This is a genomic window from Compostibacillus humi, from assembly GCF_014637175.1.
Taxonomy (GTDB): domain Bacteria; phylum Bacillota; class Bacilli; order Bacillales; family Amphibacillaceae; genus Oceanobacillus; species Oceanobacillus humi.
The window spans coordinates 29639-47749 of the sequence record NZ_BMEV01000008.1 but is presented as its reverse complement, the minus strand read 5'-3'; the positions used below and the strand labels follow the sequence as shown (position 1 = coordinate 47749).

The window sequence follows — 18111 nt, the reverse complement described above, 5'->3', positions numbered from 1 at the left end:
CCTCAGTCTTTTTCCCAAACTACATAGCATAAAGGAGAGATACGGATGCGTGCACTTTTGGTTGCTTTTATGTTCATTGTCGCCCTTCTGCCAGCAGCGGCTGTCCAAGGAAAGGAAGACGTGCAGTCGATAATTATTGAAGTGGAAGGGGACCCCCGGGAACACGAGGAATATTTGCGTATGTATCATCCGTTTATCGAAGTCGTTGCCGTTTATGACCGGCTTTTTAAAGGGCTGGCATTACAAGGAACAAAAGATAAATTGAAAAAAATAGAGGCTTTGCACTTTATTAAAGCGATGCATCCGGTGCAAGCGTATGAAGTTCCGCAAACGTATCAGCCGATGACGGTAGAAGAGATGAAAAAGCTAAAAAAAGAGGATTTCGTCTGGCCCCATGCTTTCAATTCGACTGCCTATACGGGAAAAGGGGTGAAAGTTGCCGTTATCGATACGGGAATCGACTACGAACATCCTGATTTAAAAACAAACTATCAGTCTGGCTATGATTTAGTCGATCTCGACGATGACCCGATGGAGACGCTGCCCGAAGAAGGCATTCCAACTTCCCACGGAACCCATGTAGCAGGCATTATTGCCGCCAATGGCGATCTAAAAGGGGTGGCCCCCGATGCCGAAATTTACGCCTACCGCGCCCTCGGTCCTGGTGGGGTTGGGACGTCCATCCAAGTTATCGCCGCGCTGGAGCAGGCGGTGGAAGACGGAGCCGATGTTATCAATTTATCCTTGGGGAATTCGGTAAACGGACCCGATTATCCGACGAGCACAGCAGTAAACAGAGCGGTGGAATTGGGAATTCCGGTTGTCATCGCCAACGGCAACAGCGGCCCGGATTTGTGGACAGTAGGTTCCCCGGCAACGGCGGCAAAGGCGATATCTGTCGGCGCATCGACGCATCCGAGGAAAATTCCTTACTTATACGAAAGCTTACATAAGAAAAAAATTCCGCTCCATATCATGCACGGCTCTGTTTCTTGGGACGTCCATCCCTCTTCCCCAGTTGTCGATGGAAAGAAGCCTAGTGATTTACACGGGAAAATCGCCCTCCTTTCCCGGGGAGAGGTTCCATTTTACGAAATGGCGAAAAAGGCGGAATCATTAGGAGCAGACGCCGTCATTATTGCCAACAATGAAGAAAATATGATTCAAGGCTCCGTGCAAAACGCAGATGATCCGGTTACGATTCCTGTCGCCATGGTCACAAAGGAAGACGGGGAATGGCTTTTTGAAAATATCCAGAAAAAGGATACGATGCTGAAAACAGTGTATGAAGATGCGGATGTGACGATTGCTCCATTCAGTTCCCGGGGGCCGGTAACGGTCAATTGGCAAATAAAGCCGGACATTGTTGCGCCGGGAACGAATGTTTTAAGTACAGTGCCCAACGGTTACCAGGCTTTGCAGGGGACGAGCATGGCCGCCCCTCACGTAGCCGGCGTCATCGCTCTCCTAAAAGAAGCCCATCCGGATTGGACGGTAGATGAAATTTACAGCGCCCTGGAAACGACTGCCATCCCTTTGGAAACGGTAGATGGTGAACTAATGGACCCGGCGGTGCAGGGAAATGGCATCGTACAGGCGGAAGAAGCGGCAAACGCCCCTACCATTATTTACAATAAAAAGCTAGAATTTGGCCGCATCGAACAGTATCGCGAGGAACATACGATTGAAATTGACATCGAAAACCGAAGCAATGAGGACCGGGAATACCGATTTCACGTTCCGAAAAAAGAAAAAGGGTATGCTTGGAAATTGCCGATGAGTTTTACCGTGAAGAAACATGAGAAAAAAACCGTCCCCATTACCCTAAGTGTCACGACCCAGCAGCTGGAAAAAGGGATCCATCGGGGCTGGCTCTATTTATCGGAAGGCGACAATACGTATCCGCTGCCTTACTTATTTATAAATGAAACGGCAGATTACCCGAAAGCGATGGGCTTTGAGTTTTCCTTGCAGTCTCTTTCCGATGACACCTTTATTTACCGGATGTATGCAGCAGAGGAAATACCAAAGGCAGAAGTAAACTTGTACGAACCGGGAACCCTCGTTCACGTACGTACTTTGCTCACAATGGAAGATTTGCACATCGGAATGAACGAAGGAACGATTTCCCGAAAAGATGCGGGTCCCCCTGGGTCATACATTGCCATCGTCCGGATCACCCTTGCTGACGGCACAGAAGAATTTTTTGAAACAAAAGTTCACATTCCCGAATAGAAAAGGGCAGGCCGGACAGGCTTGCTCTTTTTGGTAATTTTTTCTTTAAAGCCGATGTCACAAAAATGTCAAAATCTGAATAGTTTCTTCCTTTATAATGATAGGTAAAGTCCTTCGCTAAATCTAAGCAATGTGGTTGGAATTAATGTTTTTTCCGTGCAAAAAATGCTTGCCCGATTTATTTCGACAGACTATACTAAACCGATTGACAACGGTGTTTTGGCACGGTAAACTAACTTAGTGTGGGATGAGAAGGTTTTCACCAAAAACAATTTGCAATTTACATACGATTTTCACTTCAATTCCTCACATTTTCCACTGATTTAGCAAGGACGAAAGCTGTTCTGCCATGGATTGAACTTACCTCTACCGGAGAAGCAGGAGAGTAGATATGCAGGAATACAAGCAGATGATTCGACGTCACCAAAAATGGATGCTTTATTTATTGGCGCTGCTTTTTTTAGGAGCCGGATTTACTCCCTATACTGAAGTTTTCAACGGGCTCATTCTCGGTACAGTGGTAAGTTTCTATAATCATTGGTTGCTGCAGCGAAAGATTGTTGATTTAGGAAACGCCGCGCTTACAACAGGAAAGGCGAGAGGAGGATTAGGTTCCTTCTCGCGACTTGCTGCCGTAGCAGTGGCGATTCTTATTGCACTCCGATTCCCGGATTACTTCCATATTTTGGCTGTGGGCATAGGGATTTTGGCAGCTTATGTCGTCATTGGATTTGACTTCTTTGTAAAATCCATCACAGATAAGAAAAACCTGTAAAGCTATAATTGCCATGGCCGACTAGCAAATACAATGCAAAGGGGTGATAGACTTGGATCATACTGCACCAATTGTAGAGGATGTCTTTGGGATCAGTTGGTTGGATTTTAACTTGTCCAATGTTTTTATGATTATCGTTACTTCTCTCATCGTGTTTGTCATCAGCGTACTTGGTGCAAGGAAACTGGAAATGAAACCAACCGGTGGACAAAATGTCATGGAATGGGTGCTCGATTTCATCAAGGGCATCATCAATGACACGATGGACTGGAAGACGGGAAAACTATTTCTGCCGTTAGCCATTACGCTATTTTCTTATATTTTAGTAGGAAATATGCTTGGTGTTATTACGAATGGGGTTGTCGGAGGAGATGTTTGGTGGAAATCGCCGACCGCTGACCCGGGGCTAACGTTAACGTTAGCAATGATGGTCATCGTCCTCTCCCATTTCTATGGTATTAAATTGCGTGGCGGAAAAGCGTATGTAAAAGATTATTTTACACCGCTGCCACTCCTATTCCCGATCAAACTGATTGAGGAGTTTTCTAATACGTTAACACTCGGCTTGCGTCTATTCGGTAACATTTATGCCGGAGAAGTGCTCTTAGCATTGCTTGTCGGACTGACAACGAGCGGAGCTTTAGGATTTATTGGCGGAGCCATTCCATTCCTCGCATGGCAAGGATTTAGTGTGTTTATCGGAGGAATTCAGGCATTTATCTTCACGATGCTTTCCATGGTGTATATTTCCCATAAAGTAAGTGAAGAACATTAATACTGTTTCTAGCCAGTTTTAATAGGAAAGCTATTAAAACTTGGATGAATAAAAAACTAATAAAAATTATTGAGGAGGATTTCATATTATGGGAGCTTTAGCAGCAGCATTAGCAGTAGGTTTAGCGGCACTAGGTGCTGGTATTGGTAACGGTTTAATCGTAAGTCGTACAGTAGAAGGGATTGCACGTCAGCCAGAATTGCGCGGACAATTGCAAACAACCATGTTTATCGGGGTTGGTCTAGTAGAAGCGATGCCAATTATCGCCGTTGTTATTGCCTTAATGGTTATGTAATTTTATAGAACTTTTCATAATGGCGAAGATCATCTTCAGGTAAGAAGCTTCGCCGTTGTTTTCATCAGCAGTATCTGTCGTTTAGCCACGTTTAAGTGAAAGGAGTGAATTCTGTGCCAGGATTAGCTGAGAATTCATTAATATATGCTTCACTTGGTGGATTGTATGTAGGCGATATGCTTGTTCAATTATTCTTCTTCGTCGTATTGCTCCTTTTGCTGAAAAAATTCGCATGGGGCCCGGTCATGAACATGATGCAAAAGCGGGAAGAATATGTTGCAGGTGAAATTGAAGCTGCCGAGAAAAGCCGGAAAGAGGCAGAAGCAGCTGCCAAAGAAGCGCAAACACAATTAAATCAAGTGAAACAAGAAGCACAGAAAATGATCGAAGATGCCAAAAATACGGCTGTGAAACAAGAACAAGCCATTATCGAAGCTGCCAGAAACGAGGCAGAGCGCATAAAAGAACAAGCACAGGCTGAAATTCAAAACGAAAAAGAAAAAGCCATTCAGGCATTGCAGGCGCAAGTTGCTTCCTTGTCTGTCATGATTGCAAGCAAAGTAATCGAAAAGGAAATTAGCGAACAAGATCAGGAAAAACTGATTGAAGAGTACATTAAAGAGGTAGGAGAAGAGCGATGAGTATAGTAGTTGCAAAACGTTACGCAGATGCTCTTTTCCAGCTCGGACAAGAAAAGCTGACTTTAGATAAATTTATGGAGGAATTTGCCGTTGTCCGTGAAGTGTTTGCGGGCAACGAACAGCTGAACAAATTCTTAACCCATCCCGGGGTCAGCAAAGCGAAGAAAAAACAACTGATTCAAGATGCATTTCAAGGTTTGCAGAAAGACGTTGTCAATACGATAAAACTGTTGGTGGAACGCCACCACACCGCCATCATTCCTGCCGTAATTGATGAATTTTCAAAAATGGTGAAGGAAGAGAAGGGCATCGTGGATGCGCAAGTGTATTCGCTACGACCGCTCACAGATGATGAAAAGCTGAAACTGCAAGATTCGCTGGCGAAAAAGCTGAACAAAAACGCGCTGAACATCATCAACCTCGTCGACCCGACATTAATCGGCGGAGTGAAGATTCGTGTCGGCAACACGATTTACGACGGAAGCATCAGCGGGAAATTGAAGCGCATCGAGCGTAATATCGTAACTGCAAACATATAAGGATAGGGGTGAAAGGCGATGAGCATTAATGCGGAAGAAATCAGTACACTGATAAAGCAGCAGATTGAAAATTATGATGCGGACATCGAAGTAAGTGACGTTGGAACGGTTATCGAAGTCGGGGACGGAATTGCGCGTGCCCATGGCCTGGACAATGCAATGGCCGGGGAACTTCTTGAGTTTTCCAACGGAGTAATGGGTCTTGCCCAAAACTTGGAAGAATCGAACGTCGGTATCGTTATTTTAGGACCATATACAGATATTAAAGAAGGCGATGAAGTACGCCGCACAGGAAGAATTATGGAAGTGCCGGTTGGCGAACAGCTTCTCGGCCGGGTTGTAAACCCGCTTGGTCAGCCAATTGACGGAAAAGGACCAATTGAAACAGGGAAAACCCGCCCGATTGAATCTCCAGCTCCAGGTGTTATGGACCGTCAGTCGGTTAAAGAGCCTTTACAAACAGGGATTAAAGCGATTGACGCCCTCGTTCCAATCGGACGCGGTCAGCGGGAATTGATCATCGGTGACCGGCAAACAGGAAAAACGACAATCGCTGTCGACACAATCATTAACCAAAAAGACCAAGATATGATTTGTATCTACGTTGCCATCGGACAAAAAGAATCAACGGTTCGCGGCACGGTAGAAACGCTGCGCAAATACGGCGCCATGGATTACACCATCGTTGTAGCAGCGGGAGCTTCCGATCCTGCTCCAATGCTATACCTCGCACCATATGCCGGTGTAGCAATGGGTGAAGAATTCATGTATAACGGAAAGCACGTATTAGTTGTCTATGATGACTTATCAAAACAAGCGGTAGCTTATCGTGAGCTTTCCCTGTTATTACGCCGTCCTCCAGGCCGTGAAGCCTTCCCTGGGGATGTATTCTACTTGCACTCCCGTCTCTTGGAGCGGGCTGCGAAATTAAGTGACGCGAAAGGCGGCGGTTCCTTAACCGCATTGCCGTTCGTTGAAACTCAAGCAGGAGACATCTCTGCCTACATTCCGACAAACGTTATTTCCATTACAGACGGGCAAATTTTCTTGCAGTCGGATCTGTTCTTCTCCGGTGTGCGTCCGGCGATTAACCCTGGTCTTTCCGTATCCCGGGTAGGTGGAGACGCGCAAATTAAAGCGATGAAGAAGGTTGCAGGTACCCTGCGTCTTGACCTGGCATCCTACCGTGAATTGGAAGCATTCTCCCAATTCGGTTCCGACTTGGATAAAGCAACTCAAGCGAAGCTGAACCGCGGGGAACGTACAGTGGAAGTGCTGAAACAAGGGCTGCACAAGCCGTTGGCAGTAGAAAAACAGGTCATGATTATTTACGCATTGACAAAAGGGTTCCTAGACGATATTGCTGTCGAAGATATCCAGCGTTTCGAAAGCGAAATGAACGACTGGATGGATTCCAACCATCCGGAATTGCTCGCAACGATTCGCGACACTGGCCAATTGCCGGATGAAGGGGAATTGAACGCAGCAATCGAAGCCTTTAAGAAAACATTCTTGCCATCAAATCAAAAATAAAGTGCTGATATAAAAAAAGAGCAGAATCCAGGAGACGGAAGTCAGATATCAGACATTTGGTATCCGGCTTCTGGCTTCTGACATCTGACCTCTGTTTTGAAAGCGTGGTGAAAGAAACTTGGCATCCCTTAGAGATATAAAGGCACGGATTGAATCGACGAAGAAGACGAAACAAATTACGTCGGCGATGCATCTCGTCTCGGCTTCGAAAATGAACAAGGCGGAGCAAAATGCAAGAGGCTATGTACCGTACAGCGAGAAAATCCAGGAAGTCGTCTCCCATATTGCGAACAGCAATCCGGACGTATCCCACCCGATGCTGGAAAAAAGGGAAGTAAAGAAAACCGGCTACTTGATTATAACTTCTGACCGTGGTCTCGTCGGGGCATATAACAGCCATGTGCTGAAATTGCTGCAAGATACGATCGAAAAACGGCACAAGTCCCAAGACGAGTATACGGTTATCGTCATGGGAAGAAAAGGGTATGATTACTGCCGGAGACGGGAACTTCCGGTTTCCAACAGCATTCTCGGCATTGCCGACCATCCGCATTTTGCCGACATTAAAGCCATTGCCCAATCGACGATTCAAATGTATGCCGACGAAGAAATTGATGAACTGTACATCATTTACAATCATTATGTCAGTGCGATTTCCCAAGTGCCGACGATGAAAAAACTATTGCCGATTGAAAACTTGGACGGACATAAAGCGATGCACAGTGATTATGAATATGAACCGAGTCAGGAAGAAATTTTGAAAGTATTGCTTCCGCAATATGCGGAAAGCTTAATTTACGGTGCATTACTAGATGGAAAAGCGAGTGAACACGCAGCGAGTATGACGGCAATGCGCAATGCGACAGATAATGCCGAGGAGCTTATCGATACATTAACGCTATCCTATAACCGAGCACGCCAAGGCCAAATTACACAACAGATTACGGAAATTGTCAGCGGAGCCGCAGCGCTGGAGTAGCTAATGTTTCCATCTAAGAAGTAGGAGGGAATTCTTTTGAGCAAAGGACATGTAACTCAAGTTATGGGACCGGTCGTCGACGTGAAATTCGAAGACGGCGAACTCCCTAAAATATATGATGCGTTAACCGTCCAAATCGAAGCAGATGGAGCGGAAAGCACGGAACTCACCTTAGAAACAGCTCTTCAATTAGGGGACAATACGGTTCGTACGATCGCCATGGCATCTACCGACGGATTGCGCCGGGGTGCGGAAGTGACGAACTTAGGCCGCCCAATTTCTGTTCCAGTTGGGGAAGCAACGTTAGGACGGGTGTTTAACGTATTAGGAGACCATATCGATTTAGAAGAACCGATCCCTGCGGATGTACGCAGAGATCCGATTCACCGGGAACCGCCTCAGTTTGAAGACTTGTCAACAGAAACAGAAATTCTGGAAACAGGAATTAAAGTTGTTGACTTGCTTGCGCCATACATTAAAGGCGGCAAGATCGGACTTTTCGGAGGTGCGGGTGTAGGTAAAACCGTACTGATCCAGGAGCTGATCAACAACATCGCCCAAGAGCACGGCGGTATTTCTGTATTTGCCGGAGTTGGGGAACGTACTCGGGAAGGAAACGACCTATACTTTGAAATGAAAGACTCTGGCGTTATTAGCAAAACGGCCATGGTATTCGGACAGATGAACGAACCGCCTGGTGCCCGTATGCGTGTTGCTTTAACTGGTCTGACGATGGCGGAATATTTCCGTGATGAACAAGGCCAGGACGTGCTCTTGTTTATCGACAATATTTTCCGATTCACCCAAGCAGGTTCGGAAGTGTCCGCCCTCTTAGGACGGATGCCATCTGCCGTTGGTTACCAGCCGACATTGGCAACGGAAATGGGTGCACTTCAAGAACGGATTACATCGACGAAAAAAGGTTCCGTTACATCCATTCAGGCGATTTACGTGCCTGCCGACGACTATACAGACCCGGCACCGGCAACAACCTTCGCTCACTTGGATGCGACGACAAACTTGGACCGGAAACTTTCTGAGCAAGGGATTTACCCTGCGGTGGACCCGCTTGCATCCACCTCCCGTGCTTTAGACCCGCAAATCGTCGGGGAAGAGCATTATCAAGTGGCAACGCAAGTACAGCAAACATTGCAGCGTTACCGTGAATTGCAAGACATTATCGCTATTCTCGGTATGGACGAGTTAAGTGATGAAGACAAATTGACGGTTGCACGTGCCCGTCGTATTCAGTTCTTCTTGTCACAAAACTTCCACGTTGCCGAACAATTTACCGGTCAGCCTGGATCCTATGTGCCAATTAAAGAAACAGTACGCGGATTCAAGGAAATTTTAGAAGGTAAACATGACCACCTTCCAGAAGATGCTTTCCGTCTCGTCGGAACCATCGACGAAGTAGTGGAAAGAGCAAAACAAATGCAAGCGTAAGCGCTAATCGTGAAGTTTTGGACGCCCATTGCGTTCAAGTTTGACAATCTAAGGGGAACGGGCATTATCCCATCCTCTCAAACTTTAGGAGGGGTTACATTGAAAACACTAACAGTGAGTGTTGTTACTCCTAGTGGTCCCGTTTTAGAAGACGAATATGAAATGGTTGTAGCTAGAGCTGAAAGTGGAGAAATTGGTATTTTAGCCAACCATATTCCGCTCGTTGCTCCCCTTTCGATTGCTGCTGTCCGGCTAGTCCGCGGAAACGAGGAAATGAAGCTGGCAGTCAATGGCGGAGTAATGGAAGTTAGCTCGAATAAAGTAACCATCCTTGCCCAGTCTGCTGAAAAGCCGGAAGATATTGATGTGGAAAGGGCAAGACGTGCGAAGGAGAGAGCGGAACGCCGCCTGCAATCCAACGAAGAGCATATTGACCGCTTGCGGGCAGAACTAGCACTCCAACGAGCATTAAACCGACTCAATGTCGCAAATAGATAAAATCAGTCCCAGTATTTGCATCATGATATGTAAATACTGGGATTTTTCTATCTGTAATGGTACATCTTGTCTGTAATCGACAGAAGCATGCACGTTTTTCTGTGTAATGCTGTCGATATTTCCCGGGTAATACAAAAATCTTCTTTCATTTCCCTTTTTAGACATTTCCTCTTTTTGCCGTTGACTTTTTGCAGAAACCATGGCAAAGTATCAATTAGTTTGTGACAAATAATAATGATGTGCTTTAGGAATAAAAAGCGAACAAAGGTGATAAATTAGTAAAGGTGGTTTCTATGTTTCAGTTTGGTCAATGGGCTTTCATCGGGATCATTTCCCATCTGTTATTTATTTATATTACTTGGCGGGCGATGCTCGGCATGAACTTCGAGGCGATAATTCGCAAAGGAAGAGTTACGGAGGCAAGGATCTTTTTATTGTTTATTGCCATTGCCATCGGTACGGGAGTCAGCCGCTTCTTTCTTGATATCGTTCAATGGTCGGGAAATTTAGTTTACCTTTTCTAATAATCTAGCAAAGTCCATCTTAAGTATATTTATAGATTTCTCTGTGCATACTGATTACCAGGATATGTGCACGGGGGGATCAAGATGGGGAAATTTGCGATGATAGTTCTTGCTGTTCTATTTATTGCCGGCATTCCGGCTGAAGCGGTGGAAGAGCCGGATGCATTGACTTATTTAATGATGACGGCGGAACAAACCGATGTAGCCATAGACGGATGGAACGTCGTGATGAAAGAGAAAATAGAGAAGGAAGAAGCGCAATCGTTGCTGGAACAAGTGAAAAATAGGCACCAAGTCTCTATCATTGAAGAAGAAAATATTGTAAAATATAAAATCGTTGGGGTTAATCATCAAGTACGTTTTGAAGTAATCTTTCACTTTCCGAAGGAACCGCTGGCAAAACACGAAGTCATTGCCGCCCTGTCTGGAAAGGGATGGAACGAAGCTATTGAAAAACAATATCAATCCGTGAAAGGCCGTTTAGACCGAACCCTATTTACAGGTGAGAAAAAAACATTTTCATGGATGGAATTGCGTTCCGATGGTATAATGAAAAAGGTGCCATTGCATGGGCACTGGACAAACTTATTTAACCTTCAACATGTAACCAAACATTATGATAAAACTGCGAATAAAACTTTCACTTACGGGTTTACCCCACATATTAAAGAAACCATCAACATTGATAAAATCCCAATTAATTTGCAATTAGTGACGGAAGAAGATGAGACAGGGTTTCAAAAAGTGACGATAGGAACACCTATCCTAATACATGAATATTAATATAGTGAAAATGGATCTGAAGGAGATTTGTACATGGAAAAGATCATCGTAAGAGGCGGACACCAATTGAACGGCACAGTGAAAGTGGAAGGTGCCAAAAATGCGGTTCTACCAGTTATTGCTGCAAGCCTGCTTGCAAGTAGCGGCAAAAGCATCATCAATGATGTTCCTGTCTTGGCAGATGTATACACGATTAATGAAGTATTGCGGAATTTAAATGCGGAAGTTCTGTTTGATGCGGATAAAAATACGATTACGATTGATGCTTCGATGGATTTATTGACAGAAGCTCCTTTTGAGTATGTCCGAAAAATGCGTGCTTCTGTGCTCGTGTTAGGACCATTGCTCGCTCGTTTCGGCCATGCAAATGTGGCCATGCCCGGCGGATGTGCCATCGGTTCACGGCCTATTGATTTACATTTAAAAGGCTTCGAAGCGATGGGAGCGGAGATCCACGTCGGCAATGGCTATGTGGAAGCAAAGGCAAACGGACGTTTGAAAGGTGCTAAAATATATTTGGATATGCCGAGTGTCGGCGCAACGGAAAATATTATGATGGCGGCCACCCTGGCAGAGGGGGTTACGATCATTGAAAATAGTGCGAAAGAGCCGGAAATAGTTGACTTGGCAAACTATCTGAACAAGATGGGCGCGAAAGTCGTCGGTGCGGGCACGGAAACGATTCGTATCGAGGGGGTAGAGGAACTCCATGGTACGGATCATGCGATTATTCCGGACCGGATTGAAGCCGGCACCTTTATGGTTGCTGCAGCAATTACCGGCGGAAATGTGTTTATTGAAAATGCGGAAAGCGACCATCTCCGTTCGGTCATTTCGAAGCTGCAAGAGATGAACGTGACCATCATCGAAGAAAATAACGGCCTTCGGGTTATTGGTCCAGACCGGGAAAACTTGAAAGCAACGGATATTAAAACATTGCCGTACCCAGGCTTTCCGACAGATATGCAATCACAAATGATGGCATTAATGCTTCAGGCGAAGGGTACGAGTGTCATTACCGAAACAGTTTTCGAAAATCGCTTTATGCACGTAGAGGAATTCCGCCGGATGAATGCCCAAATGAAGATTGAAGGCCGCAGCGTCATCATGGAAGGACCTTGTGATTTGCAAGGGGCAGAAGTGCAAGCAACGGACTTGCGTGCTGCAGCTGCATTAATACTAGCCGGTTTAGCTGCCGACGGGTATACGAGGGTAACCGAATTGAAGCATCTCGATCGGGGCTATGTGAATTTTGAAGGAAAACTGAGAGGCCTCGGTGCTGACATTGAAAGAGTTGCCGATGACGATATGATCATGGAAGTTGACTTTGACAAAAGCACGATGATTGCGAAACTGACATAATATATTTTTTATAAGCTGTCCAGTAGGGCGGCTTTTTCCATTTCGGCCTTCATTTTTTACGGAGGAAGAGATTCGACACTCTTCGGCAAAACATGAAAATTCGACGAAAAAAAATAAAGATTCCCAAAAATATAAAACTATGGTAAAATTTAAAGAAAATTAAAAATCCTGGAAAAAGGGGGCCAAATAACAGCATGAAACTGTATTTGTCTGTCGACATGGAAGGGATTACTGGACTGCCGGATGAAACATTTATCGACTTCCGAAAACATAATTATGAACGAGCCAGGAAAATAATGACGAAGGAAACGAACTACGTTGTGGAAGCAGCATTTCAGCATGGGGCCAGCGAAATCCTCGTCAATGACAGCCATATGAAAATGAACAACCTGTTAATTGACGAACTGCATCCGGACGTACACCTCATCTCAGGGGGAGTTAAACCTTTTTCCATGGTTCAAGGTTTGGATAATACATATGACGGGGCCATGTTTATCGGCTACCACGCCCGGGCAGGGCAAAGGGGAGTTATGTCCCATACGATGATTCACGCCATCCGCAATATTTATATTAATGATCATCAAGTAGGCGAAATGGGAATGAACGCCTATGTCGCCGGCTACCACGGTGTTCCGATTTTGCTCGTTGCCGGAGACGATCAGGCGGCAATGGAGGCAGAAAAGCTGATTCCGAATGTAACAACCGCCGCAGTAAAGGAAACGATTACCCGGTCCGCAGTAAAGAGTCTGACGCCGAAAAAAGCAGGAGAGCTGCTTGCGGAAAAGGTAAAAGAAGCATTGGAAAATAAAGATAAAGTGAAACCGTTAACACCGCCGGAAAAACCGGTGCTGCAAATTGAATTTAACAATTACGGACAAGCGGAAATGGCAAGTTTTATGCCGCGTACAAGAATAGAACCGGGGACGACCATCGTTACGTATGAAGCTGACGATTTCCTGGAAGCGTATAAGGCGATGCTCGTTATGACGGATCTCGCTGTGCAAACATCATTTTCATGAAAAATAACAGAATTTTCATACTGCGTACAAAAGGGAACACCGAAAGAGCATACGAAAGGTTGAGAAAAGATGTTCCGATATATTTTGAAACGACTGCTCATCGCGCTAATTACATTATGGATTATCGTGACCATTACCTTTGTCTTAATGGTCAGTGTGCCAGGATCGCCGTTTAACAGTGAACAGACGTCCAATGAAGCGATCCAGGCGAACTTGGAAGCCCATTATAATTTGGACAAGCCATACCATATTCAATATTTGCTGTACTTAAAATCAATCGCCACCCTCGACTTAGGGCCGTCAATTAAACAGCCGAGCCAAACGGTAAATGATCTGCTTGGAAGGGGCTTTCCTATTTCCTTTGAGCTCGGAATGGTGACGATCATTGTCGCCGTCATTTCCGGCATCCTCTTAGGAATTTTGTCCGCCTTGAGGCATAACGGCATTATTGACTATTTGGCCATGGGCTTTGCCGTCCTCGGGATCTCAATTCCAAACTTTATTTTGGCGACATTTTTAATTCAGCAGCTGGCGGTTAATTTAAAAATTTTTCCTGTGGCCACCTGGTCCAGCCCGATGCATATGGTGTTGCCGGTCATTGCGCTTGCAACCGGACCGATGGCGATTATCGCCCGGCTTACCCGATCATCGATGCTGGAAGTGCTAACCCAGGACTACATTAAAATGGCCCGGGCAAAAGGACTGTCCCCGTGGAAAATTACGATTAAGCATGCATTGCGGAACGCCCTGATGCCGGTTGTCACGATTATGGGGACGCTGCTTGCGGGTATTTTAACCGGAACGTTTGTAATTGAACAAATTTTTGCCATTCCGGGAATGGGAAAGTATTTCGTCGAGAGCGTCAACCAGCGGGACTACCCGGTTATTATGGGAACGACCGTCTTTTACAGCGCCTTTCTTATCTTTATGCTGCTTCTCGTTGATATCGCTTACGGGATTTTAGATCCTCGGATTAAATTGCATAAAAAGGAAGGGGGAGAAGGATGAAACAAGCAGAAGAAGTAACCAAACTGTCTCCCGCCAACGTGCCGGACGAATGGTTTACCTTTATCGAGGTAGATAAAACGGAAGCAGAAACGGTCAGCCGGCCTTCCCTTTCCTATTGGAAAGACGCATGGAGACGCCTGCGGATGAATAAGATGGCTATGATGGGACTTGTTTTCCTTGTTTTGCTAACCTTTATGGCCATCTTCGGGCCGATGATGACGCCTTATGACGTAAACGTGCAAGACCGGCCAAACCAATACCAGCCGCCGTCTGCGGAACATTGGTTTGGAACCGATAACATGGGCCGGGACGTCTTTACGAGGACATGGTACGGTGCCCGCATTTCTCTATTTGTCGGATTTGTCGCTGCCATTATTGACGTATTTATCGGAATTATTTGGGGAGGTATTTCCGGCTACAAAGGCGGCAGAACAGACAACATCATGATGCGGATCATCGAAATTTTATACGGCATTCCGAGTTTGCTTGTAACGATTCTCCTCCTCGTCGTCTTCGGACCGAGTTTGTTTACAATTATTCTCGCCCTTGCCATTACCGGCTGGGTCGGCATGGCACGGATTGTCCGGGGGCAGGTGCTGCAAATCAAAAACTATGAATTTGTGCAAGCATCGAAATCTTACGGGGCAAAATCGGGCCGGATTATCCGGAAACATTTGCTGCCGAACACGATGGGACCGATTATCGTGCAAATGACGCTATCGATTCCGACAGCGATTTTTGCGGAAGCCTTCCTCAGCTTTATCGGCCTTGGAGTTCAGGCGCCGTATGCCAGCTGGGGAGTGATGGCGAATGATTCCCTCGGTGCGATTTTGTCGGGGAATTGGTGGACCCTGTTCTTCCCTGCCTTCTTCATCTCCTTTACGATGTTTGCCTTTAACGTACTAGGGGATGGGCTGCAAGACGCACTGGATCCGAGACTTAGAAAGTAGGTGAAAGCATGGACAGAATACTGGAAGTCAACGACCTGCACGTTCATTTTTCTACATACGGAGGAACCGTCCAGGCGGTTCGCGGGGTAAGTTTCCATTTAAACCGGGGAGAGACCCTTGCCATCGTAGGCGAGTCCGGGTGCGGAAAAAGCGTCACCTCCAATGCCATTATGGGACTCATACCTTCTCCATCCGGCAAGATTGTCAACGGTTCCATCCTTTTTAAAGGAGAAGATTTGACGAAATTCCCGGAAAAGAAAATGCGCACCATTCGCGGTGTCGATATTTCGATGATTTTCCAGGATCCGATGACTGCATTAAATCCAACCTTAACCATCGGCACCCAGCTGATGGAAGGGCTGATTCAGCATAAAAAAGTTTCCGCCAAAGAAGCGGAGAAACGGGCTATCGAAATGATGGAGCTCGTCGGGATTCCGAATCCGAAAGAAAGACTGAAACATTATCCCCACCAGTTTAGCGGAGGGATGCGCCAGCGTATCGTCATCGCGATTGCCCTGATTTGTGAGCCGGAGCTGCTTATTGCCGATGAGCCGACGACGGCCCTCGACGTGACGATTCAGGCACAAATCCTGGAATTGTTTGGGGAGATACAGGAGAAAACTGGAGTTTCCATTATTCTCATTACCCATGATTTAGGGGTCGTGGCAAAAATTGCCGACCGAATTGCGGTCATGTACGCCGGAAAAATTATCGAAACCGGAACGAAACGGGATATTTTCTATCGGCCCCAGCATCCGTACACGAAGGGATTGCTTCATTCCGTTCCCCGATTGGATGAACGAGGAGAACTCGAGCCAATCGACGGAACACCACCGGATTTATTCTCACCTCCCATTGGCTGTCCTTTTACAGCAAGATGTCCGCTAGCCATGGAGGTGTGCAATAAAGTTTATCCTGCCACATCGAGCCTGTCAGAGACCCACCAGGTCAACTGCTGGCTGCAAGATGAGCGGGCTAAACAGCTGCTAGCTGCTGCAGCTAGTAAATAATAAATTTTAAGGGGGTAAAGGTTGTGAAAAAACACCTGCTGTTTTTACTCGCAATCGCACTGGTGCTTTTCCTCGCTGCATGTACTACCGGGGAAAACGCAGGGGAGGAACAGGAGGAGCCGGATTCTGCGGAGACGGAATCAGGGGAAGAGGAATCTGAAGGAACAGCTGAAGAAAGCTCTGGAGAAAAAATTTTATATTTGAACAATGGAATTGAACCAACTTCCTTTGATCCGTCCATCGGCTTTGACGCTGTATCTTGGGATCCGCTCAACAACTTAATGGAAGGGCTGACCCGTCTCGATCAGGATCATAAAGCTGGTCCGGGAGTAGCCGAAAGCTGGGATATTTCCGATGATGGCCTGACTTATACGTTCCATCTTCGGGAAGATGCCAACTGGTCGAATGGCGATCCGGTCGTAGCAGAAGACTTTGTCTATGCATGGAAGTATATGCTAGATCCGGACACTGCTTCTCCAGCAGCCTTCTTAGGATACTTCATTAAAGGTGGAGAAGCATACAACACAGGAGAAGGCTCTGCCGATGATGTCGGCGTACGGGCAGTTGACGAAAAAACGCTGGAAGTGGAGCTGGAACAGCCAACTGGATTCTTCCTTGATGTGTTAACGAACCCAGCCTTCTTCCCGGTAAACCATAAAGTTGCCCAAGAAAATCCAGAATGGCATGCGGAAGCCGATACTTTCGTTGCCAACGGTCCGTTTATGCTCGAGTCTTGGGAGCATAACGTAGAAATGGTCTTTGCGAAAAACCCAGAGTACTGGGATGCCGATGCGGTGAAATTGGATAAAGTCCATTTCGCCATGGTAAACGATACGAATACCCAGTATCAAATGTTTGAAAGCGGTGAACTTGATACTGCCAGCATTCCGCCGGAGATGAGCGATCAGCTGATCGACGGGGACAACGTCTTTATCGGACCTTATGGCGGCTTGGAATTCTACCGCTTTAACATCACGAAAGAACCATTCCACAATAAGAAAATTAGACAGGCATTCAGCTATGCCATTGACCGTCAGGAAATTGCCGAGTATGTTGTGAAAAATGGAGTAGAACCAGCATTTGGTTATGTATCGCCTGGATTCATCACTCCTAGCGGTGAAGACTTCCGGGATGTCAACGGCGACCTTGTTGCCTTTGATCCGGAAAAAGCAAAACAGCTCCTCGAGGAAGGAATGGCAGAGGAAGGCTATGACGAACTTCCGCCAATTACACTTTCCTATAATACGAGTGACTTGAACAAAGCCGTTGCAGAAGCGCTGCAAGATATGTTTATCCAGCACTTAGACGTGGAAGTATCGCTGGAAAACCAAGAGTGGGCAGTATTTGCCGAAGCTCAGCAAAACTTAGAGTTGCAATTCTCCCGCAGCTCCTTCATCAACGACTATAACGATCCGGTTAACTTCTTGGAGAGCTTTATTACCGATTCGTACATGAACCGGACCGGTTTCTCCAGCGAAGAATATGATGCACTCATTGAAAAAGGCCGCAGTGAGACCGACGAAGAAGCACGCTACGAAGCACTCTTTGAAGCAGAGAAATTGCTGGCCGAAGAAATGATTGCAACACCAATCCGCTATTACAACACCGTTGTGCTGGAAGCGGAAGGGGTAACGGGTATCCTCCGTCATCCGGTCGGATACTTTGACTTGAAATATGCAGATAAACAGTAAAACCTTTGGAGCTTGGCCCAACATGCTGGGCCGCTCCTTTTTTCCATT

18 protein-coding genes are annotated in these 18111 nt (G+C 46.1%); all 18 read left to right on the top strand.

All coding sequences use genetic code 11. The annotated features are described in order from the left end of the window. The first annotated feature begins 45 nt into the window (after window positions 1-45). The 18 genes from IEV18_RS03345 to IEV18_RS03260 all read left to right on the top strand — a co-directional run bounded on the left by IEV18_RS03345 (window position 46) and on the right by IEV18_RS03260 (window position 18063). Window positions 46-2235 carry a S8 family serine peptidase gene (locus tag IEV18_RS03345; protein ID WP_188390962.1) on the top strand — a complete coding sequence of 730 codons (2190 nt, stop codon included), beginning with the start codon at window positions 46-48 and terminating at the stop codon, window positions 2233-2235. A 391-nt stretch (window positions 2236-2626) separates the two neighbouring features. After that, window positions 2627-3010 (top strand): ATP synthase subunit I, encoded by a 384-nt coding sequence (locus IEV18_RS03340; RefSeq protein WP_188390961.1) that lies wholly within the window; start codon window positions 2627-2629, stop codon window positions 3008-3010. A 52-nt stretch (window positions 3011-3062) separates the two neighbouring features. Further along, window positions 3063-3785, top strand: a complete 723-nt coding sequence (gene atpB / locus IEV18_RS03335; protein ID WP_188390960.1) for a F0F1 ATP synthase subunit A — start codon at window positions 3063-3065, stop codon at window positions 3783-3785. Between the two features lie 88 nt (window positions 3786-3873). Further along, window positions 3874-4080 (top strand): F0F1 ATP synthase subunit C, encoded by a 207-nt coding sequence (gene atpE, locus IEV18_RS03330; RefSeq protein WP_188390959.1) that lies wholly within the window; start codon window positions 3874-3876, stop codon window positions 4078-4080. 176 nt (window positions 4081-4256) lie between these two features. Next, window positions 4257-4721: a F0F1 ATP synthase subunit B gene (gene atpF / locus IEV18_RS03325; RefSeq protein WP_188390985.1), complete on the top strand. Its 465-nt coding sequence runs from the start codon at window positions 4257-4259 to the stop codon at window positions 4719-4721. After that, window positions 4718-5260, top strand: coding sequence for a F0F1 ATP synthase subunit delta (locus IEV18_RS03320; RefSeq protein WP_188390958.1), 543 nt, complete (start codon window positions 4718-4720; stop codon window positions 5258-5260). The genes atpF and IEV18_RS03320 overlap by 4 nt, the downstream gene beginning before the upstream one ends. 18 nt (window positions 5261-5278) lie before the next feature. Next, window positions 5279-6793, top strand: a complete 1515-nt coding sequence (gene atpA / locus IEV18_RS03315) for a F0F1 ATP synthase subunit alpha (RefSeq protein ID WP_188390957.1) — start codon at window positions 5279-5281, stop codon at window positions 6791-6793. 118 nt (window positions 6794-6911) lie between these two features. Then, a complete protein-coding gene (gene atpG / locus IEV18_RS03310; protein ID WP_188390956.1) occupies window positions 6912-7772 on the top strand; it encodes an ATP synthase F1 subunit gamma in 861 nt (286 codons plus the stop codon). A gap of 36 nt (window positions 7773-7808) precedes the next feature. Further along, the gene (gene atpD, locus IEV18_RS03305; protein WP_188390955.1) at window positions 7809-9218 is read left to right on the top strand and encodes a F0F1 ATP synthase subunit beta; all 1410 of its coding nucleotides are present in this window, start codon (window positions 7809-7811) and stop codon (window positions 9216-9218) included. A gap of 99 nt (window positions 9219-9317) precedes the next feature. Next, the gene (locus tag IEV18_RS03300) at window positions 9318-9716 is read left to right on the top strand and encodes a F0F1 ATP synthase subunit epsilon (protein ID WP_188390954.1); all 399 of its coding nucleotides are present in this window, start codon (window positions 9318-9320) and stop codon (window positions 9714-9716) included. 293 nt (window positions 9717-10009) lie between these two features. After that, window positions 10010-10240 carry a DUF1146 family protein gene (locus tag IEV18_RS03295; protein ID WP_188390953.1) on the top strand — a complete coding sequence of 77 codons (231 nt, stop codon included), beginning with the start codon at window positions 10010-10012 and terminating at the stop codon, window positions 10238-10240. Between the two features lie 84 nt (window positions 10241-10324). Continuing rightward, window positions 10325-11023, top strand: a complete 699-nt coding sequence (locus IEV18_RS03290) for a YwmB family TATA-box binding protein (protein ID WP_188390952.1) — start codon at window positions 10325-10327, stop codon at window positions 11021-11023. Window positions 11024-11056: 33 nt separating this feature from the next. Beyond that, the gene (murA, locus tag IEV18_RS03285; RefSeq protein ID WP_188390951.1) at window positions 11057-12385 is read left to right on the top strand and encodes a UDP-N-acetylglucosamine 1-carboxyvinyltransferase; all 1329 of its coding nucleotides are present in this window, start codon (window positions 11057-11059) and stop codon (window positions 12383-12385) included. Between the two features lie 194 nt (window positions 12386-12579). Beyond that, window positions 12580-13404: a D-aminopeptidase DppA gene (gene dppA, locus IEV18_RS03280; RefSeq protein ID WP_188390950.1), complete on the top strand. Its 825-nt coding sequence runs from the start codon at window positions 12580-12582 to the stop codon at window positions 13402-13404. A 69-nt stretch (window positions 13405-13473) separates the two neighbouring features. After that, window positions 13474-14412, top strand: coding sequence for an ABC transporter permease (locus IEV18_RS03275; protein ID WP_188390949.1), 939 nt, complete (start codon window positions 13474-13476; stop codon window positions 14410-14412). Continuing rightward, window positions 14409-15362: an ABC transporter permease gene (locus tag IEV18_RS03270; RefSeq protein ID WP_188390948.1), complete on the top strand. Its 954-nt coding sequence runs from the start codon at window positions 14409-14411 to the stop codon at window positions 15360-15362. Before IEV18_RS03275 ends, IEV18_RS03270 begins: the two co-directional genes overlap by 4 nt. An 8-nt stretch (window positions 15363-15370) precedes the next feature. Continuing rightward, window positions 15371-16372, top strand: coding sequence for an ABC transporter ATP-binding protein (locus IEV18_RS03265; RefSeq protein ID WP_188390947.1), 1002 nt, complete (start codon window positions 15371-15373; stop codon window positions 16370-16372). Between the two features lie 23 nt (window positions 16373-16395). Continuing rightward, complete coding sequence (locus IEV18_RS03260) at window positions 16396-18063, top strand: peptide ABC transporter substrate-binding protein (protein WP_188390946.1); 1668 nt, start codon at window positions 16396-16398, stop codon at window positions 18061-18063. Window positions 18064-18111 lie beyond the last annotated feature (48 nt).